The 18,208-nt window shown below is 66.3% G+C and carries 19 protein-coding genes; 9 read left to right on the top strand and 10 right to left on the bottom strand.

Going from position 1 to position 18,208, the window contains the following annotated elements:
• The first annotated feature begins 34 nt into the window (after positions 1–34).
• From leuC to ACRDPS_RS12035, 3 genes are all read left to right on the top strand, one after another.
• On the top strand, positions 35–1,447 hold the full coding sequence (leuC, locus tag ACRDPS_RS12045) for a 3-isopropylmalate dehydratase large subunit (RefSeq protein WP_431501878.1): 1,413 nt from the start codon (positions 35–37) through the stop codon (positions 1,445–1,447).
• Positions 1,448–1,465: 18 nt separating this feature from the next.
• Positions 1,466–2,086: a 3-isopropylmalate dehydratase small subunit gene (gene leuD / locus ACRDPS_RS12040; RefSeq protein WP_431501877.1), complete on the top strand. Its 621-nt coding sequence runs from the start codon at positions 1,466–1,468 to the stop codon at positions 2,084–2,086.
• 110 nt (positions 2,087–2,196) lie between these two features.
• Positions 2,197–3,429 (top strand): IS30 family transposase, encoded by a 1,233-nt coding sequence (locus ACRDPS_RS12035; RefSeq protein WP_431501876.1) that lies wholly within the window; start codon positions 2,197–2,199, stop codon positions 3,427–3,429.
• A 111-nt stretch (positions 3,430–3,540) separates the two neighbouring features.
• Here ACRDPS_RS12035 and ACRDPS_RS12030 read toward each other — a convergent pair whose 3' ends face one another.
• From ACRDPS_RS12030 to ACRDPS_RS12020, 3 genes are read right to left on the bottom strand one after another with little or no spacing between them, the layout of a single operon-like run.
• On the bottom strand, positions 3,541–4,128 hold the full coding sequence (locus ACRDPS_RS12030; RefSeq protein WP_431501875.1) for an SACE_7040 family transcriptional regulator: 588 nt from the start codon (positions 4,126–4,128) through the stop codon (positions 3,541–3,543).
• A gap of 32 nt (positions 4,129–4,160) precedes the next feature.
• Positions 4,161–4,874: a hypothetical protein gene (locus ACRDPS_RS12025; protein WP_431501874.1), complete on the bottom strand. Its 714-nt coding sequence runs from the start codon at positions 4,872–4,874 to the stop codon at positions 4,161–4,163.
• Positions 4,871–7,582 carry a DEAD/DEAH box helicase gene (locus ACRDPS_RS12020; RefSeq protein WP_431501873.1) on the bottom strand — a complete coding sequence of 904 codons (2,712 nt, stop codon included), beginning with the start codon at positions 7,580–7,582 and terminating at the stop codon, positions 4,871–4,873. Before ACRDPS_RS12020 ends, ACRDPS_RS12025 begins: the two co-directional genes overlap by 4 nt.
• A gap of 141 nt (positions 7,583–7,723) precedes the next feature.
• On the opposite strand from ACRDPS_RS12020, the gene ACRDPS_RS12015 reads away from it, so the two are divergent.
• The 5 genes from ACRDPS_RS12015 (at position 7,724) to ACRDPS_RS11995 (ending at position 12,090) form a co-directional block, all read left to right on the top strand.
• A complete protein-coding gene (locus ACRDPS_RS12015) occupies positions 7,724–8,422 on the top strand; it encodes a molybdopterin-dependent oxidoreductase (RefSeq protein ID WP_431501872.1) in 699 nt (232 codons plus the stop codon).
• Between the two features lie 75 nt (positions 8,423–8,497).
• Positions 8,498–10,102, top strand: a complete 1,605-nt coding sequence (locus tag ACRDPS_RS12010; RefSeq protein ID WP_431501871.1) for a DHA2 family efflux MFS transporter permease subunit — start codon at positions 8,498–8,500, stop codon at positions 10,100–10,102.
• 119 nt (positions 10,103–10,221) lie between these two features.
• Complete coding sequence (locus ACRDPS_RS12005; RefSeq protein ID WP_431501870.1) at positions 10,222–11,025, top strand: endo alpha-1,4 polygalactosaminidase; 804 nt, start codon at positions 10,222–10,224, stop codon at positions 11,023–11,025.
• Between the two features lie 105 nt (positions 11,026–11,130).
• Positions 11,131–11,427, top strand: coding sequence for a DUF4333 domain-containing protein (locus ACRDPS_RS12000; protein ID WP_431501869.1), 297 nt, complete (start codon positions 11,131–11,133; stop codon positions 11,425–11,427).
• 117 nt (positions 11,428–11,544) lie between these two features.
• On the top strand, positions 11,545–12,090 hold the full coding sequence (locus tag ACRDPS_RS11995) for a hypothetical protein (RefSeq protein WP_431501868.1): 546 nt from the start codon (positions 11,545–11,547) through the stop codon (positions 12,088–12,090).
• Between the two features lie 35 nt (positions 12,091–12,125).
• Here the strand turns inward: ACRDPS_RS11995 and ACRDPS_RS11990 are convergent, their stop codons facing one another.
• The 5 genes from ACRDPS_RS11990 to ACRDPS_RS11970 all read right to left on the bottom strand — a co-directional run bounded on the left by ACRDPS_RS11990 (position 12,126) and on the right by ACRDPS_RS11970 (position 16,694).
• A complete protein-coding gene (locus ACRDPS_RS11990) occupies positions 12,126–12,629 on the bottom strand; it encodes a hypothetical protein (RefSeq protein ID WP_431501867.1) in 504 nt (167 codons plus the stop codon).
• Positions 12,626–14,074: a putative T7SS-secreted protein gene (locus ACRDPS_RS11985; protein WP_431501866.1), complete on the bottom strand. Its 1,449-nt coding sequence runs from the start codon at positions 14,072–14,074 to the stop codon at positions 12,626–12,628. The genes ACRDPS_RS11990 and ACRDPS_RS11985 overlap by 4 nt, the downstream gene beginning before the upstream one ends.
• Complete coding sequence (locus tag ACRDPS_RS11980; RefSeq protein ID WP_431501865.1) at positions 14,074–14,520, bottom strand: hypothetical protein; 447 nt, start codon at positions 14,518–14,520, stop codon at positions 14,074–14,076. The genes ACRDPS_RS11985 and ACRDPS_RS11980 overlap by 1 nt, the downstream gene beginning before the upstream one ends.
• A 165-nt stretch (positions 14,521–14,685) precedes the next feature.
• Positions 14,686–15,150 (bottom strand): hypothetical protein, encoded by a 465-nt coding sequence (locus ACRDPS_RS11975; RefSeq protein WP_431501864.1) that lies wholly within the window; start codon positions 15,148–15,150, stop codon positions 14,686–14,688.
• A gap of 212 nt (positions 15,151–15,362) precedes the next feature.
• Positions 15,363–16,694, bottom strand: coding sequence for a hypothetical protein (locus ACRDPS_RS11970; protein ID WP_431501863.1), 1,332 nt, complete (start codon positions 16,692–16,694; stop codon positions 15,363–15,365).
• A 476-nt stretch (positions 16,695–17,170) separates the two neighbouring features.
• Here ACRDPS_RS11970 and ACRDPS_RS11965 point away from each other — a divergent pair, with 476 nt between their 5' ends.
• A complete protein-coding gene (locus ACRDPS_RS11965; RefSeq protein WP_431501862.1) occupies positions 17,171–17,437 on the top strand; it encodes a hypothetical protein in 267 nt (88 codons plus the stop codon).
• A 14-nt stretch (positions 17,438–17,451) separates the two neighbouring features.
• Here the strand turns inward: ACRDPS_RS11965 and ACRDPS_RS11960 are convergent, their stop codons facing one another.
• Positions 17,452–17,835: a hypothetical protein gene (locus ACRDPS_RS11960; RefSeq protein ID WP_431501861.1), complete on the bottom strand. Its 384-nt coding sequence runs from the start codon at positions 17,833–17,835 to the stop codon at positions 17,452–17,454.
• A gap of 95 nt (positions 17,836–17,930) precedes the next feature.
• The coding region (locus tag ACRDPS_RS11955) for a DUF4143 domain-containing protein (RefSeq protein WP_431501860.1) at positions 17,931–18,208 on the bottom strand (278 nt) is incomplete at its 5' end.

Below are 18,208 nucleotides of genomic sequence, written 5' to 3'. Positions count from 1 at the left end.
GTCACAGACCAAGATGCCAGATGGAGACCGTGTCATGGGCAGGACCTTGTCGGAGAAGGTGTGGGACGAGCATGTCGTCCGGTCGACCGCGGGAGAGCCTGATCTCCTTTACATCGACCTCCACCTCATCCATGAGGTGACCAGCCCCCAGGCCTTCGAGGGCCTGCGCCTGGCCAACCGTAAGGTGCGCCGCCCCGATCTCACCATCGCCACCGAGGACCACAACGTCCCGACCCTCGACTGGGACAAGCCGATCGCCGACCCGGTCAGCCGCACGCAGGTCGAGACGCTTCGCAAGAACACCGAGGAGTTCGGCGTACGTCTCCATCCCCTCGGTGACGCGGAGCAGGGGATCGTGCACGTGGTCGGGCCGCAGCTCGGGCTCACCCAGCCGGGCATGACCATCGTCTGCGGTGACTCGCACACCTCCACGCACGGTGCGTTCGGCGCGATCGCGTTCGGGATCGGAACCTCCGAGGTCGAGCACGTGCTGGCGACCCAGACGCTGATGCAGGACAAGCCGAAGACGATGGCGGTCACGGTCAACGGTGCGCTGCCCGAGGGTGTGAGCGCCAAGGACCTGATCCTCACCCTGATCTCCAAGACGGGCACCGGTGGCGGCCAGGGCTACATCGTGGAGTATCGCGGCGAGGCCATCCGCGAGCTCTCCATGGAGGCCCGGATGACGATCTGCAACATGTCGATCGAGTGGGGTGCGAAGGCTGGTCTGATCGCCCCCGACGAGACGACCTTCGCCTACATCAAGGACAAGCCCGAGGCCCCTAAGGGCGCCGACTGGGACCAGGCCGTCGCGCACTGGAAGTCCCTGGTCACAGACGAGGACGCGGTCTTCGACGAGGAGATCGTCTTCGACGCGGCCGAGGTCACCCCGTTCGTCACCTGGGGCACCAACCCGGGCCAGGGCGTCCCGCTGGGTGCCGCCGTCCCGAGCCCCGACGACTTCGAGGACGCCGACGCGAAGGTCGCGGCCGAGAAGGCCCTGACCTACATGGGCCTCGAGGCCGGTACGCCGATGCGCGAGGTCCACATCGACACCGTCTTCCTCGGCTCCTGCACCAACGGACGCATGGAGGACCTGCGTACCGCTGCTGACATCATCCAGGGCCACAAGGTCGCCGACGGCACCCGTTTCCTGGTGGTGCCGGGCTCGGCCAAGGTACGCCTCCAGGCCGAGGAGGAGGGTCTGAACAAGATCTTCCTCGACGCCGGCGCCGAGTGGCGTGGTGCGGGCTGCTCGATGTGCCTGGGCATGAACCCCGACATCCTCGCTCCCGGCGAGCGCAGCGCCTCGACCTCCAACCGCAACTTCGAGGGACGTCAGGGCAAGGGTGGTCGCACCCACCTGGTCTCGCCGGAGGTGGCCGCCGCCACCGCCGTACGCGGCACCCTCTCGTCCCCGGCCGACATCGCTCTCGCCCGAGCCTGACCACGGAGCGCCTCAATCATGGACAAGTTCACCACCCACACCGGCGTCGGGGTTCCGCTGCGCCGCAGCAACGTCGACACCGACCAGATCATCCCCGCGGTCTACCTCAAGCGGGTGACCCGCACCGGGTTCGAGGACGGTCTCTTCGCGGCCTGGCGCAACGACCCGTCGTTCGTGCTCAACAACGAGGCGTACGCCGGGGCCTCCGTCCTCGTCGCCGGCCCCGACTTCGGCACCGGCTCCTCGCGTGAGCACGCCGTCTGGGCCCTGATGGACTACGGCTTCCGCGTCGTCATCTCGAGCCGCTTCGGCGACATCTTCCGTGGCAACTCCGGCAAGGCCGGCCTGGTCGCCGCCAAGGTCGACGAGAAGGTCGTCCAGAGGCTGTGGGACTACCTCGACGACAACCCCGGCGCGCAGATCACCGTCGACCTCGAGTCGCGCACCGTACGTGCGGCCCTGGAAAATGGGGACAGTGGGCCTGACGCCATCGAGGACTCCTTCGACATCGACGACTACACCCGCTGGCGCCTCCTCGAGGGCCTCGACGACGTCGGGATCACCCTCTCCCACGAGGACGACATCGCCACGTACGAGGCCACCCGGCCCTCCTTCAAGCCGGTCACCCAGCACGCCTGACGAACCCTCGCCGAGAGGTCACTTCTGCAGGCCGAGAAGTCACTTTCGCAGGTCGAGTAGTCGGCGGAATCCAGCGGTCTAAGCAACATCCCTGATGAAGGAGTGTTGCGGTGGCTTATCCGGCAGAGGTGTGGTCGCGGTTCTTCGATCTGGCGTGTTCGGGTACGTCGCTGCTGCAGGCCGCGTCTGCTGTGGGTGTGTCGCGGCAGGGTGCCCGGAAGCGTTGGCGTCAGTCTTGCCCGGTGATGATCCCGGTGCGCATGGGGGCTGTCGGTGGGCTGGGTGCTCGGCCGGCCGATGACCCGAACGATCCAGGCAAGATCCACGTGGCGGGCGTGGCACAGCGGCGGGCGTTGACCGCTGATGACCGTGCGGTGATCGCGACCGGGTTGAAGGAGGACTGGAGCCAGGTGAAGATCGCTGGGCATCTGGGTCGGAACCGGTCGGTGATCAGCCGGGAGATCGCCCGTAACAGTGGCCCTGATGGCACCTATCATCCGGGGCTGGCGCATCGGGCCGCGCACGAGCAGCGGCGCCGTGCCAAGACCCCGAAACTGGTCCAGGATCCCGGGTTGAGGGCTCGGATCGAGTCCTGGCTCGTCGATGGGTGGTCACCGGGTCTGATAGCTCGGGTGCTGCGTGCTGACCACCCTGGCCACGATGCTGGTGCGAGGATGGCCCGAGTGAGTCACGAGACGATCTACCAAGCGCTCTACGTGCAGACCCGGGGCACGTTGCGGGCCGATCTGCACCGACACCTCTCGCTGAAACGGAAGGCACGTGTCTCCCGGACCCAGACCCGTCGGGGCCCGGGGTTGTACACCGAGGCGTTCACGATCAGCCAACGGCCGGCCGAGGCCGCCGATCGTGCCGTGCCCGGTCACTGGGAAGGCGACTTGATCATCGGTGCTGGTGGTGGCTCCGCGATCGGGACCCTGGTCGAACGCTCCACCAGATTCACGATCTTGCTGCACCTGCCCGAGCGCCACGATGCAGCCACCGTGGCCGCCGCGATGATCGAGCAGATGAGCCAGCTCCCCGAGCATCTGCGACGCTCGATCACCTGGGACCGTGGTGTCGAGATGGCCCGCTACCAAGACATCCAGGTCCAGCTCGCCACCCAGGTCTACTTCTGCGACCCACACTCGCCCTGGCAGCGCGGGACCAATGAGAACACCAACAGGCTTCTGCGGCACTGGTTCGAGAAAGGCACCGACCTCTCGGTCCACACCGCCGCAGACCTCGCCCGCATCGCAGCCACCCTCAACCAGCGACCCCGACCCACCCTCGACCTAGAGACCCCAGCACAACGCATGGCCCACTTGCTAGCCTCAGCAGCCTGAGTCCACGTTGCTTAGACCGATTGACCTTCCCGTCACAAATGCAGGCCGAGTTGGCACTCGAGTGACTTCTCGGCCGGCAGGAGTGACTTCTCGGCCGGCCGGCAGGGTTGACTACTCAGTGAGGGCGGCTCGGGCCATCTTGGTCAGTACGGATCGCGTTGGCTCGGCGGGAAGGACCCGGTTGTGGGGCGTGGAGTTGATCAGGCCGAAGACGCCGTGGGCCATGGCGCGAGCGGTGTCGAGGGACAGCGAGGGGTCTCGGTCGCGGAGCTGGTCGGCCCAGACGTCGACGTACTTCCGCTGCAGTGTGCGCACCTGCTCGCGCGCCTCGTGCGGGAGAGACTGCCAGTCGCGTTCCTGGACGACGATCAGCGCCCGGTCGCGAAGGGCGAAGTCGACGTGCCAGTCGATCAGCGCCTCGATGGCCGCGGAGGTGCCCGAGGCGGCCTTCACCCGGGCTCGCCCCTCGCGGAGGAGCTCCTGGGAGATGGAGACGAGCATCTCGGCGAGCATCGCGTCCTTGCTCGGGAAGTGCTTGTAGAGCGCGGGGCCGGAGATGCCGCACGCGGCGCCGAGCTCGGAGACGGAGACACCGTGGAAGCCACGCGCCGCGAAGAGCTCCGCCGCGGACTCCAGGATCTGCTCGCGCCTGGTCTTCGTCGGGGCCGAAGCGATGTCCTGATCCTGTCGAAGGGTCATTCCTCGAGGTTAGCGCTGATTCACTACCGAGTTCACTCCTCGAGCATGTGACGCGCGCGAAGCACCGCATCGAGCGCGATCTCGACATCGTCGACCTGATCCCGTGTCGGCTCGCCGGGTCCGCCGGCCATGCCGGCCCGGACAGCATCGGGCGCAGCCGACCGGCGGCGGTGCTGACGCAGCCGCCCCAGCAGCTCATCGCGGGCGACCCCGCGCAGCTGAAGCAGGACGGAGGCGTCACGGTCGACCACCCAGCAGAGCTGGTGCAGCACGGCGAGCGAGTGCCCGCACACCGAGTGCCAGTGCCCGCACGTGCAGGTCACCGACAGCTCGTCCCCATAGGGGACCAGCTCGACCCCGGCCTCCTCGGCGTGCTCGGCAACGTCCAGCGGCAGCTCCCCGGCCAGGAGCGCCTCGATCCGCGACGTCGAGGCACCGACCACCTCCGACAGTGCGGCCGCGGAGTCCGCGTCCAGTACCGGCACCGCGCCGGTCACCGTCCACAGCCCACGCTCGTCCTCGACCGCTGCCGCGAACCGACCGGCCTCGACGACCAGCCCGCCGATCCGCCCCGAGCGGGCGAGCGCACGAGCCCCGGTGAGCTGGTTGTCGTCGTACGCCCTCTCCTCGATCGCGCGCAGCAACGCTCGCCCCCACCAAGAGTCCACCCGCATCGCGCCGCGCCGGTGCGGCTCCCGCGCAAAGGTGAGTACGCCACTCGCCGTCGTTCGCTGGCGCTCGCTCATGACGCGATCCGGCGGCGCCTCTGGCGCTTCTGCGGACCGAGCTTGACCAGCTCGCGCAGGTCGGCGTTGGAGAGCTCGGTGAACGCCGCCTCGCCGCGCCCGAGGACCGCGTCGGCCAGAACCCGCTTGCGCTCGAGGAGCTCCGCGACGCGCTCCTCGATCGTGCCCTGGGTGATCAGCCGGTGCACCTGCACCGTGCGGGTCTGCCCGATGCGGTGGGCCCGGTCGGTGGCCTGGTCCTCGACCGCCGGGTTCCACCACCGGTCGACATGGATCACGTGGTCGGCGCGGGTCAGGTTGAGCCCGACCCCGCCGGCCTTCAGCGAGAGCAGGAAGACCGGCACCTCACCGTCCTGGAAGCGCGTGACCATCCGCGAGCGCTCGGCCACCGGCGTACCTCCGTGGAGGAACTGGTGCGAGACACCGGCCGCCGACCAGTGCGCCGAGAGCAGCCGGGCCATCGCGACGTACTGCGTGAAGATCAGCACCGCCCCCGACTCGGCGATCACGGTCGACAACAGCTCGTCGACGAGGTCGATCTTCTGCGACCGGCCCGCGATCCGCCCACCCTCCTGCTTCAAGAAGTGAGCCGGATGGTTGCAGATCTGCTTGAGCCCGGTGAGCAGGCTCAGCACCAGCCCACGGCGCTGCGGGTCATCGGCGTCGAGCCGCTCGATCCGGGCCATCGCGTCGCGTACGTAGGCCTCGTAGAGCACCGTCTGCTCCCGCGTCAGCGACAGCAGGTGGTCGGTCTCGGTCTTGGGCGGCAGCTCGGGCGCCACCCCGGGGTCCGACTTGCGCCGCCGCAACAGGAACGGGCCGACCAGCGACGCGAACTCCCGCGCCTTCCCGACGTCCGCACCGGCCTCGATCTGGCTCGCCCAGGCCCGCCGGAAGGCCAGCCTGCTGCCCAGCAGCCCGGGCACGCACCAGTCGAGCAGCGCCCACAGCTCGGTGAGGTTGTTCTCCACCGGCGTCCCGGTCAGCGCCACCCGGGCATGGGTGGGGATCTCGCGGAGCGCCTTCGCGGTCGCGGAGGCGGCGTTCTTGACGTGCTGCGCCTCGTCGGCCACGACGAGACCCCACGGCACCACCGACAGCAGCCCGACGTCGCGCCGCATCGTCCCGTACGTCGTCAGCACCACGCCGGTCGCGCCCTCGAGATCGCGGGCCGCGCCATGGTGACGCCGCACCTCCACCTCGGGTGCGAATCTGGCCAGCTCGGCCTCCCAGTTGCCCAACAGGCTCGCCGGACAGACCACCAGCGTGGGACCGGCGTGCTCGTTCTGTCGATGCAGGTGCAGCGCGATCGCCATCAGGGTCTTCCCGAGCCCCATGTCATCGGCCAGGCATCCACCGAGCCCCAGCGACGTGATCCCGGCCAGCCAGGTCAGGCCCTCGACCTGGTAGCCCCGCATCGTCGCCCGCAGCCCTGCCGGCACCTCGACCGCGGGCCCGGAGGTCGCCTCGAGCACCTGGTCCCGCAGCCGTCCGATCGAGGCCCCGATGATCACCTTCTCGCCCGGGGCAGCCTCCGCGACCTCGTCCGGCACCTGCCCGGTCAGGGCGACGGCGAGGGCCTCCCCGCCGGTGATCCGCTTGAGCAGCCGCTTGCGCGCACGACGAAGAACGGAGGGATGTACGACCGCCCAGGACCCCCGCAGCCGGAGCACCGGCCCCGCGGCGGCCGCCAGCGCGTCCATCTCGGCGGCATCGAGCGGCTCGCCGCCGAGCGCCATCTGCCATTGGAAGGCGAAGAGACCCTTCTCGCCCAGGGGCGACTCCCGCATCAGGTCCTCGCGCGCGGCCGTCGATGCGCCCGTCGACGAGGAGGGCGCCCGGTCAACCGCGACCGACGTCGTCAGGTCCCGCGACAGCGACCGCGGCCAGAGGACGTCGATGCCACGCTCCTTGAGCCATTCGACCCCGTCCTCGAGGAGGCCCACGACCTCATCGGTCGACAGGGTCACCGCGGAAGGCACCGGCAGGTCGAGCAGCCGATCGAGCACGGGCCAGGCCTCGGCGGCGCCGCGAAGGGCAACCTGCGCATGCGTACGCGCCCGCGGGCCGAACCCGTGATCGTCGCTCTCGTCCCACAACCGCGAGGCATCGGCCACGTGCAGCGGATCGGCCTCGTCGTGCACCTGCGGCACCAACGTCAGCGACCCCGCGAGCAGGTCCTCCTCCGGCGACTCGACCCGGAACGAGAGCCGCACCAACGACGGCAGCGCGGCCGTCACCGGCCCCTCGTCGGTCCGATAGCGCGACAACCGGGACTGCAACGACTCCCGGAACACCCCCGACCCGGCAGCCTTCGGCGCAGAGGTCGGCACCGCGTCCGCGACCGCCGCCACGATCTCCCGCACCAGCAGCTCCGCGGACTCACCATCGAGGTCGTCATAGGCCCGAGACTCGGCCAGCAGCTTCACCCGCTCGTCGTCCTCGGGCGCATACCGCACCGCCCACGAGCCACCGTCCGGCTCCAGCTGTCCCGCGGCCACGAACCGGAGTCCGAGATGCGCTGCCGAAGCGACCAGAGCGACCGAAGGATGCAGGTCAGAGGCTGCGTACGCCTTCTTCAACACCGGCAGCGCGGCCCGCATCGGCAACGACACCGACCTGCGTGAATCCACGAACTCGACCGCCGAGTCCCGCGGCGGCTGCGCGGGCCGGAAGACCGCGCGACCGGTGACTGGGACGAAGGACATGCCTCGACCGTAGCCGCCCCCACCGACCAGCAGACCCGGGGCACGATGCCCGAGCCCGCCGAAACTCCTCATCCTCGAGGATGAGACCTTCGCCCCCAAAGGTTGAGGCGCACGATGCTGGGCTCTGCGACGGTGAAAAACATGACCACCGACACCACCCACCCCCGCGGCACCCTCCCTCCCGGCCAGCGCCGAATCGACTACTTCCCACGCTTCGGGCGACGTCTCGACCAGCCCCCACCCACGGTGAGCGAACATCCGACAGTGGTCTTCGGCGGAGTGCTTCCGGCGCCGATCGAGGTCTCCCTGGACGAGCTCGTCGGCGCCGATCGCCGCGAGCTCGATGCCGACTTCCACTGCGTCGCCGGCTGGTCGGCGACCGGCCTGCACTGGGAGGGCGTCGCATTCGCCGACGTCTATCAGCGGTACGTCGCACCGGCCGTCGCACCGGGCACGACCGTGACCCACGTCCTGGTGCGCGGCCTCGACGACGAACATTTCGTGGCCGAGCTGGAGGATCTCCTGGCCGGCAACGTCCTGCTCGCCGATCGGCTCGGTGGCCGGCCGCTCGACGGCGATCACGGCGCTCCGCTGCGGCTGGTCAACCCGGAGCAGTACGGGTACGCCAACATCAAGCACGTGTGCCGCATCGACATGCTCGCCGGCGCACCGCCGGCGGGCTCGCCGCCGCTGATCGACCGGATGCTGCAGTCACATCCGCGGGCACGGGTCTGGGAGGAGGAGCGCCACGGCACGCTGCCCGGTTGGCTGATCCGCCCGGTCTACCGGGTGATCAAGGCATTCATGCTTGCCGGGGCCGCGCGTCGCGGCACCTCATGAGCGTGATCCGGCTCACGAATCAATTGCAAAATATGGGTTAGGACCACAACAAATACCCCCGTAGGCTGTGAACTCGTGACAGACCTCTCTGCCCAGCCTCAGGCGTCCGACGACCACCTCGACAAGAGCGTGCTCATCATTGCGGGCGTCGTTGTGCTCGGATCGATCATGTCGATCCTCGATATCACCGTCGTCTCCGTCGCACTGGAGACCTTCCAGCGCGATTTCAACGCAACCTCCGCCGAGGTCGCGTGGACGATGACGGGCTACACCCTCGCTCTGGCGACGGTGATCCCGCTGACCGGTTGGGCTGCCGACCGGTTCGGCACCAAACGTCTCTACATCACCGCGATCGTTCTCTTCGCGCTCGGCTCGGCGCTGTGCGCGCTGGCCACCACGCTGCCGATGCTCGTCGGCTTCCGGGTCCTCCAGGGCCTCGGTGGCGGCATGCTGATGCCGCTGGGCATGACCATCCTGACCCGCGCAGCCGGACCCGAACGGGTCGGCCGCGTGATGGCGATCCTGGGCGTACCCATGCTTCTCGGCCCGATCCTCGGCCCCATCATCGGTGGCGCGCTGATCGACTCCGCCTCGTGGCACTGGATCTTCCTGATCAACATCCCGATCGGTGTCGTCGCCCTGGTCTACGCCTGGCGGGCGCTGCCCAAGGACCACGTGGAGCCGTCGCAGTCCTTCGACTTCCTCGGCATGATCCTGCTGTCTCCGGGTCTGGCGCTGTTCCTCTACGGCGTCTCCTCGATCCCCGAGGCCGGCACGGTGCTCGACACCAAGGTCCTCTCGTTCATGGTCGCGGGCCTGGTGCTGATCGCGGCGTTCATCCCGTGGGCGCTGTCGGCACGCAACGACCACCCGCTGATCGACGTACGCCTCTTCGGCAACAAGGAGCTCACCGTCGCGGTGATCACTCTGGCGATCTTCGCGATGGCGTTCTTCGGTGCCTCGCTGCTGTTCCCGCTCTACTACCAGCAGGTACGCGGCCAGGACGCCCTCCACGCCGGACTGCTGATGGCCCCGCAGGGTCTGGGTGCGATGGTCACGATGCCACTGGCAGGCATGCTCGCGGACCGCATCGGCCCAGGCAAGATCGTCCTCAGCGGCCTGACCACCATCTCCGTCGGGATGTTCATGTTCTCGCGGCTCGACGAGGCGACTCCCTACTGGTATCTCCTGGTCTCCCTCTTCATCATGGGCCTCGGCATGGGCGCCACGATGATGCCGACCTTCGCGGCTGCCCAGGCGACGCTGCGCGAGCACACCATCGCTCGAGGTACGACTCTGGTGAACATCGTTCAGCAGGTCGCTGCCTCCGCGGGCACCGCGCTCTTCTCGGTGCTGCTCACCAACGCGCTCTCCGGCAAGGAGTCGGTCTCCGCGGCCGGTGACCTCGCCGGCAAGCTCGGGGTGTCCTCGGACGGCCTGGAGAAGTTCATGTCCGACCCGGCCAACCAGGAGAAGGTCGGCGAGGCCGCCGCGTCGCTGGGTCTCGACCCGGCCAAGCTGCCCGAGATCTTCAAGGCGATCCCGGTCGAGATGGCCGAGGCCTTCTCCTCGACCTTCGTGATCGCCGCGATCCTGGTGCTCGCCACGCTCATCCCCGCCTGGTTCCTGCCCAAGAACAAGGCCGAGCACGGCGCCGCCGCTCCGACGGTCCTCCACTGACCGTCGATCCGGTGGTCGAGCCCGTCGAGACCAGACCACGTACGCAACGGCACCGGTGGTCGAGCTCGTCGAGACCACGCTTGCAGGGCCGGGTTGCCAATGGCAGCCCGGCCCTTGCCGTGCTCATCGCCCTTCTCGCCGTCGCAGCTTGCGGATCGACTGCGACTCCGGCAGCCGATCCGTCACCAACCCTCCCACCGACCGAAGGTGTCTTCGACTACCAGCTCGGCGTTGCCTCCGACCACCTGTCCGACGGCACCCCGATCGACCTCGTCGTACGCGACGCCGCCGCCGACCCGCTCGAGGGCGCCTACAGCGTCTGCTACGTCAACGGCTTCCAGACCCAGCCCGGCTCGGACTGGTCATCCCGCCCCGAGGCCATGCTGCGTGACACCTCCGGCGAGCCCGTACGCGACCCCGACTGGCCCGACGAGATCGTCCTCGACCCCACCACCGACACCGCCCGTACGTCGATCCTCGAGGTCATCACCCCGATCATCGAAGGGTGTGCCGATGACGGCTTCGACGCCGTCGAGATCGACAACCTCGACACCTGGACCCGCTTCGACGCGATCTCTCGTGACGGCGCCTTCGCCCTCGCCGAGGCCTACCTGTCCGCTGCTCACGACCACGGCCTAGCGATCGCCCAGAAGAACGCCGCCGAAGCCGCCCGCACCGCCCACGACGACCTCGGCTTCGACTTCGCCGTCGTCGAGGAGTGCGGCGCCTACTCCGAGTGCGCCGCCTACACCGACATCTACGGCCCCCACGTGCTGCAGATCGAATACCCCGACTCGTTGGTCGATGCCGGCCTATCCTTCGAAGCCGTCTGCGCCGACCCCACCCGCGCCCCGCTCACCATCCTCCGCGACCGCGACCTACTCGGCCAGGACGACGCCGCGTACGTCTACGACGCCTGCTGATGGGCCTGGCGGCGCGTACGAGCCTCGATCCGTGTCTAACGCAGACAAATCAGTTCGTGGCCGCATACAGTGGCGCACGTCAACAACTCGGGACAGGGGACTCAGATGCTTCGTCGTATCGCCACCGCAGCCGTCGCTTCAGCTGCACTCTTCACGCTCGCCTCCTGCGGCACACCCACAGTTTCGAAAGAGGACCTCGAGCAGACAGTCTCCGATCAACTCGAAGCTCAGGTGGGTCAGAAGCCCGACAAGATCGACTGCCCCGAAGACCTGACGGGCAAGGTTGGAGAGACCATGAAGTGCACGCTCACTGCGGGCAGCGACGAACTCCCTGTACAGGTCAAGGTGACCGGCGTGGACGGAACTGACGTTAAGTTCTCGGCTGAGGTTCTCGCGAAGTAGCCAATTCAGGGCCGTGCACACCGCCGCTTAGTCTTCCCAGCGATCGGCCAAACTCCCTAGGGTGTCAAGCATGACGAATATTTGGATCAACACGGCCAACTGCAAAGGCGGGAGAGAGTGACCACGCCTCCGCTGCAACCCCCGTCAGTCGCGCAACCCCTCTACGCCCACCTTGAGCAGCTCACAAAGGATTCCCCGTACCTCGTGATACCAACCGAGACGGGCTTCGACCTAAAGATCGACATTGTCGACGCCAAGTGGTGGGGAATTCTCAACCGTGCCGGACTCAAGAAGACCTACGTGCACCACGTTCGAGTGGTCGACGCCACAACCTATTCGATCACCGACGACAACGTAGAGATCAGTTGGTCGGCGGGAGTGCCTTCCGCGCACTACACCTACGAGCGAACAGTGGGCAGGTCATATAATATCTCGTTTGGAACCGCGTACGCGATCAACGATGACTTCAAGTTGGACAAGGTCTACAGCTTTAAGTTCAACTCCGAAGAGAGTCGGCAGATGATCAAAGCTGCCGCGAAGTCGCTCGGCTTGAAAGAAAAGATGCCTACGTCGATGCTGATTGGCGTTGTCGTCGGATTCGGCACGCTTGCGGCCCTCGCGATCGCCGGTATCGGGGTAGGCCTCTACTACTTGCTGACCTAGCCCCGATCATGCAACGTACGGGTCGAAGACGCCCCTCACTCGACTCCGGGAAGAATCACGACAGAGTCCATGAAGTCCTCGAACTCCGACGCCAGACGCTCTGTCTGGGCATATGTTCCTGTCATCGTGAAGATGAGCACAATCCGCTTACTCTTGTCGTTGACGTCGATGATCGCTTCGACGACCTGAGCCTGCTGAAGGTCGAAGCGTTGACCGTCGATCTTTGCGTCCGCCTCAAGAAGCTGCAGGACCGCCGGAACGTTCTCACTACCAGCTTCTCGTCGCTTCACCAACGCCGCGTTTCCGACGTCGGACCGCAGCACGTCAATCGACTCGTCAGCGATCTCGTCCAACGTCACCGTATCCCTGCGGAACCCCCCACTGATCGTGATAACCGGCGTGTAGGCTTCGCTCCGATCTGGTCTGACCGCCATGAACGCAGCGTTAGGAATGTCGTAATCTCGCGGATTCACCCTCTGCCACGCTGAGTTTGGCAACTCGAACTGGATAGGGATCGGAAGCACTGCAATATCTGTCATGAGAACAATCCCCCAACGCCCTTGGCGATCGACTTACCGGCATCAGCAACCTCACTCGGCGACACCGTCACCTGATCAACGACCTTACCTGCATCTTCCGCGATGTCCTGTCCTGTCTCGGCCATCTTCGGGAAGTCCAAGGTAACGTTCGGCCCAATCTTTGCCCCGATGCCCAGACCTGCGCCAAGTTCGCCACCGAGGGTGAACTTGCCATCCTTCATCCCGACATCGAGGTCTGCCGCGACCCCAACTCCCGCCCACGCCTCTGCCTCTACCCCAGCGCCGACTCCGCCGACGTCCCCTCCGACCTCGCCGGTGATCTTCGCGCCAGCAAACGCTTCACCGCCAGCGTGAATGCCATTCTTGCCAATGCCGACTGACGCTTTTGCCTCCGCGCCGACGTACGCTTCCCCTTTCGCGTGAGCGCCGATAGGTCCGTAGTCGACAGAAGCTTCGCCTTTGGCATGCACCAAGTGCGCGTTGACTTGGCCGCTAGCTGCGACGCCATCGGTTCCAACCTTGACCTCACCTCCTGCGCCTACCGTTAAGACGTCAACTGAGCCTCCAGCTTTGCCTTCCAAGTCGCCGATCTTTCCTTCGGACTTGCCCTCCGCACTGAGGACGGAGGCTTTAGCATCTCCACTGACGACAGACACCTCTGCGTTTACCGACGGCTTCTTCGAGTTGCCTTCCTCCTCTCCGTCTTCTCCGGCCGCGTCACCCCAACTCCGGGAGTCTCCGTCCGGGTAGTCAGCGAGGTCCCTAGGGTTCAATCCCGTTGAATCTTCGGCGCCCGGGAACTTGAACTTGCCGCCCTTAAACCAGGTTGGCCCAGAACCCTCTCCGGAACCTGAGGAAGAAGATTGCGCAGGGGGATTCGTCGCAGTACTCCCCGCGCTGTCCAACTGCTCGCGCGCGTCTGCAAGAATCTCCTTCGCTTCTTGGCGCAGCGCTTCACCTGGATCGACGAACGCCCCGGGGTGCGCGAGACCTATTGGGGGGACCGTCTGACCACTCTTAATGGCAGAATTGTGGGCAGCGACCAGTCCGTTGTATCCGTCTACGGCGGCGTTGTGCTCGGAGAGCGCCTTCTTGGTAGCCGCCTCGCCTTCGTTCCACTTGTCGATCGCATCCTGTGCACGATTCTGTGCGGTGCCAAGAGCGTCGGCGTAAGTGTTCAAACTCGTGCCCATGCTCTTCAGCGTGTCGCGGTAGGCCCCGAATTTGGACGCCTCCTGATCCATCTCGTAGACATAGCCAGCCTTGCCGAAGCCGCCTTCCCAAGTGGGCACGGCGAGACTCTCAATGGTCTCAAGCAGGCTTCCGATTCGCCTTTGTTCATCAAGGATCGCGGTGGCTCGCTCCGCGACGGCAGCCTTGTCTCCCACAACCAGTGCTTTCGGATCATTCGTCGCGCCGAGCTCAGCGCCCGCAGCGAGTGCCATCAGTCGGCCTCACGTGCAGTCGACGGCGGAGGGGTCAGCGGCGAAAACTGGGCGCCACCTTCACCTAGGATGTTGGGGAGTGGCTGGGAGCTGCCTGTCCCCTGGCCGGGGGAGTACAACAGCGGCGTCAACTTGCTGTGTCCGCCACTCTCAGCCCATGGCCCAGGCTTCATCAGATCTGCGCTGTCCAGGTCTGCTTGCTCGTAGTGGCGTGCCTTGGTTCGGAGGTACTCGGACAGCGAACCCAGGCCCTCACCCAACTGCCGATGAACGTCCCTCGCCGCCTGCATCGTCTCCTTCATCCAGGAGGCAACCTCGACGTGGCCGAGCCGGTCTGGTCCAAGCGCCGAATCCGGCATCTTGGATGATCCGAGGTCCTCGCGCAGGGCGTCGTACTTGCCCGCCGTGCGTCGTAGGTCCTCGATCGTGACTTCGTACCCGCCCATCGCAATCCCCCGTGCTGTTGTGGTTGGTTACTCCTCTTCTTCCCCAGAAGTCGGCAGTTCAAACCATTCAGCACAGAAAATTCTGGCTACCCGAGGAAACAAGAGCGTTCTAGCCCAAAGCAAAGTTGGCATGGAGACAACGATGCGGTCAATGGCAATCGCACGTCACTGTGGAGAACCCGCCGCGACCGGGCGGGTATCTCCCTCGCCGACGACGACGCGCCACGCCCGCTGGAGCCTGCTAGCTCTGTAGAACGCTGTCGACGGCGGGCGCCACAGCAGGACCAAGATCGCTATGGCTAGGGCCTCATTGACGACGTTGTAGGCGATGGATGTGGCGAAGAGTGCATCCGACAGCGTCGAGAGGACGAGGACGAAGATGGCGTACAGGAAGCCCGCTACGCCGAGGACAGTGGCGGCGACCCTCGCCCAGGGGAAGCCGAACTGGTTCGTCAACGCCATGGTGGCCCACAGTGCGAACTCGGCCACGGCAAGGACGGCGGCGATCCCTACCGAGATCATCATTCCCATCTCAGCAAACCCGCCCAGGCCGGCGGAGTCGCTCCCGAACGTCTTCTCGTTGATCGCGACCTGCTCGAGGTAGAAGACGTAGACGCCGAGCACGGTCATCGCGGCGCCGAGCCACATCCCGATGACCGCCCACTTGATGCTGGGCGGTCGCACAACCGAGCCTGTAGGCGGGCTCACTTGATTGACGACCTGCTGGTCTGACATGCCATCCCCCGAGTGTTTTGGCGTCATCATCAGGGTACTTGAATGCCGACGGAGTTGGCGCGACAACTAACAGTCGCGCCGACTCCGTCGGTCGACATCGCGCTGTACTACTCGCCGTCGTCCTGTTTGGGCTGACGGCGTTTCCACTCGTCGCCAATGACTGTTGGGGTCGCGTTGTAGTTGGGGTCGGTCCAGTCATCGGTGTAGTCGGCCTGCCAGTCCTGGTCCTGGCTGTTCTGCTGGTCGTCCTTCTTCCGGCCGCCGCGGCCGCCTGCACCTGCGGCTCCGCCGCGACCTGCACGGCTGCCGGCACCTGCAGGGCCACCCCTGCCACCGCGTCCAGCAGCACCCGCCCCTCGGGCACCGGCTCCACGCGCGCCTGCTCCTGCGCCGCGGGCGCCAGCACCGCGACCCGCAGCACCGGCGCCGGCCCGAGCGCCAGCAGCGCCGGCCTTCGCGGCACCAGCTGACCTCGAGGTAGCTCCAGCGGTTGCTGCCTTGGCGGCACCAGCGCCGAACTTGCTCGCGATCGCCTTAGCCACGCCGGCGCCGAGGAGGGCGCCACCTCCGCCGATCGCGAGGGCGGACATGCCGCCCGTGCCGCCGCTCAGCGGGGCAAGGCCGTCAGCGGTCTCGACCATGGCGTACGAGGTTGCCGGGGCAGCTGAGCCGTCGGCGTTGATCCACTCGTTGCCGTTCCACTCGGGCTTGTTCTCGGCCTCGTATGCCGAGATGTTGGCCTTCTCTTCGGCAATCAGCTCGTGGCCCATGCCGCCGGGGTAGAGGGTGCCGGAGTTGTACTTCGCCATGCGCTCGCGTGCAGCTGCTACCTGGCTTGCCGACCCCGGCGATCCGGAGGTGCCAGGCGGGACGGGTTCGGAATTGCTGCCATCGTCATAGAGCGCTCTGACCTTCGGTTCGGCCTCGTCGACCGAGGTGTCCACGTCTTGTACGTGCTGGGCAGCGATGCGCTCCGCCTCGGCGATTGCAGCCTCCCGGGCAGCGTGGGCTGCACGATCGGCCTGGAGATCCTTTTGGTTCTGCGCCGCCTTCACGCTGTCAATGCCGGTTCCAGCCTGAGAGTACTTCGGGTTGGAGGCGTCTGGTGCGGCGCCATGGGACGCCGGCAACGTTGCCTCGAGTCGAGCATGCTCACGCATCGCAGCGGTGACCTTGCCCCGCACATCTTGGAGGGCTGCTACAGCGGCCTTGACCACATCGCTCTTGTCAGTCGTCTTGGTCCCCGACGCCTCCATGTTGCGGCGGGCTGCCTGCCCCGACATCGACGAGGACGAGAACCCATCCTCAGCTCGGCTCCCACTCTGTTTGAGCGTTTCTCCGGCCTCGCGGAACAACTCACGGGACGTATCCCATGAGTTAATCAACATGTCGAGCGCGGCTGGGTCCGCGCCAGCGACGTACCTGCCCAGACGTTCCATCCACGGACCCTTTACCGGCATTACTTCCCCCGAACGGACTAGATGGGGTCCGGTCGACCCCGCAGCCTATTAGATAACACGTCCACCCGCGTCGTCATCCTTGTTCATCCATTGCTCTAGAGTTCGGTCGCATGAGGATGTCTCGGGCGATCATCATCGCCGGTCTAGTCTTGGCGGTTGCAGGCTTCTCTGGTGGGTGTGGCTCGGAGGGTACGCGGACAGAACCGACGCACGGTGCATCCGCCAGTGCGTCCTCCAGCGGAGCACAGGAGTCAGGTGCGCCATCGGTTCCTTCGGACTGGCAGGTCGCGTCTGTTGATCTCGCTCAACTCCAGGTGCCCCCGGACTGGACCGTGTCCTCCAGTGCAGACCAAGCGCAGACCATGCGTGCGCCCAAGGACTCGATAGGCATATCCCCAGGGGCCGGCACCATGTTGGCGGGTCCCCATGCTGGCGAAGGAGAAGACGAGGACGCGGTGGATGCACTCGCTGATCTGCGTGAGGAAGCGCTCGCGAAGGACCTCAAGAACCTGAAGCGGCTGCCGAACGAGACCATCAACGGATCGATCTTCTATCACTTCCAAGGTGAGAACGAGCACACCTGGCAGGACCACTACGGCACGGTGCTACCGGGCGGCGATGATCGAGTCACCATGTCCTGGGACTTCAACAAAGCCGACATCGACCGCAAGGGCGCTGAGGCTCTGATCGCGCAGATCATGCCGACGTACAAGGTCCTCTGACCGCCCGGACGACCTCACATCGGCATTGGGCGCTTACCGCCGTACTCCTTGTCAAAGATCACGAGCGGGTTGCTCATCACGGCGAGGGCGTCGGCCATCTTCTTCGCGACGATCGCTGCGCCTTCGTCGGTCTCGGTGATGTCGTTGATGGCGTCGGTGACCGCGCTTGCGTACGTCTCCAGGCCCTGAACGGTCTCCTTCTTGGCCTGGTTGATGTTCTGGTGGCCCTTGATCACGGCGTTGGCGAGCCACTCGCCCTTCGCGGAACCGCCGAAGGCACCCGCGGCCGGCGCACTCCCGAGGTCGAGGCTCTCGACCAGGCCCTTCTGCTCCTCCAGGTTCTGGTGAACCTTGGTCAGCTTGTCGTAGTCGACGCTGAGCTCGTCGCCGTTACCCATGTCTCGCCCTCCCGAGGCTTCCGTACGCACCCCCAGCGGGTGCCTCAGTAGGAGTAGTACACCTCAGAACGGGCGGTTGCGCGACCCTGCTTCGCTCAACCTTCGCCTGCCTGCCAGAGCGCGCTGATCGGCAGCGCGCGGAGTTTGGGGCCGAACGGCAATGTACGTTGCCCGGCGTGCAGGACGTACCCGGCACGGAAGTCGTCACCCAGGCGGTCGGCGAGGTGCCGCAGGCCTCGGAAGTCCTCAGACTTGGGCGTCGACGAGGCCTTGACCTCGATCCCGATGACCTGTCGGTCAGGTGTCTGGAGGACGATGTCGACTTCGACCTGGTCCTTGGTCCGGTAGTGGAAGAGCTCGGCACCAACGTCCG

The sequence above is a fragment of the Nocardioides sp. genome (assembly GCF_050699375.1).
GTDB lineage: Bacteria > Actinomycetota > Actinomycetes > Propionibacteriales > Nocardioidaceae > Nocardioides.
The sequence above is the reverse complement of the archived record's forward strand: the minus strand, read 5'-3'. Positions and strand labels throughout refer to the sequence as shown.

What these genes read in the sequence shown, in the direction of transcription:
- leuC (WP_431501878.1), top strand. Translation starts at nt 35, where the DNA reads ATGGGCAGGACCTTGTCGGAGAAGGTGTGGGACGAGCATGTCGTCCGG.
- leuD (WP_431501877.1), top strand. Translation starts at nt 1,466, where the DNA reads ATGGACAAGTTCACCACCCACACCGGCGTCGGGGTTCCGCTGCGCCGC.
- ACRDPS_RS12030 (WP_431501875.1), bottom strand. Translation starts at nt 4,128, where the DNA reads ATGACCCTTCGACAGGATCAGGACATCGCTTCGGCCCCGACGAAGACC.
- ACRDPS_RS12025 (WP_431501874.1), bottom strand. Translation starts at nt 4,874, where the DNA reads ATGAGCGAGCGCCAGCGAACGACGGCGAGTGGCGTACTCACCTTTGCG.
- ACRDPS_RS12020 (WP_431501873.1), bottom strand. Translation starts at nt 7,582, where the DNA reads ATGTCCTTCGTCCCAGTCACCGGTCGCGCGGTCTTCCGGCCCGCGCAG.
- ACRDPS_RS12015 (WP_431501872.1), top strand. Translation starts at nt 7,724, where the DNA reads ATGACCACCGACACCACCCACCCCCGCGGCACCCTCCCTCCCGGCCAG.
- ACRDPS_RS12000 (WP_431501869.1), top strand. Translation starts at nt 11,131, where the DNA reads ATGCTTCGTCGTATCGCCACCGCAGCCGTCGCTTCAGCTGCACTCTTC.
- ACRDPS_RS11990 (WP_431501867.1), bottom strand. Translation starts at nt 12,629, where the DNA reads ATGACAGATATTGCAGTGCTTCCGATCCCTATCCAGTTCGAGTTGCCA.
- ACRDPS_RS11985 (WP_431501866.1), bottom strand. Translation starts at nt 14,074, where the DNA reads ATGGCACTCGCTGCGGGCGCTGAGCTCGGCGCGACGAATGATCCGAAA.
- ACRDPS_RS11980 (WP_431501865.1), bottom strand. Translation starts at nt 14,520, where the DNA reads ATGGGCGGGTACGAAGTCACGATCGAGGACCTACGACGCACGGCGGGC.
- ACRDPS_RS11975 (WP_431501864.1), bottom strand. Translation starts at nt 15,150, where the DNA reads ATGACCGTGCTCGGCGTCTACGTCTTCTACCTCGAGCAGGTCGCGATC.
- ACRDPS_RS11970 (WP_431501863.1), bottom strand. Translation starts at nt 16,694, where the DNA reads ATGGAACGTCTGGGCAGGTACGTCGCTGGCGCGGACCCAGCCGCGCTC.
- ACRDPS_RS11960 (WP_431501861.1), bottom strand. Translation starts at nt 17,835, where the DNA reads ATGGGTAACGGCGACGAGCTCAGCGTCGACTACGACAAGCTGACCAAG.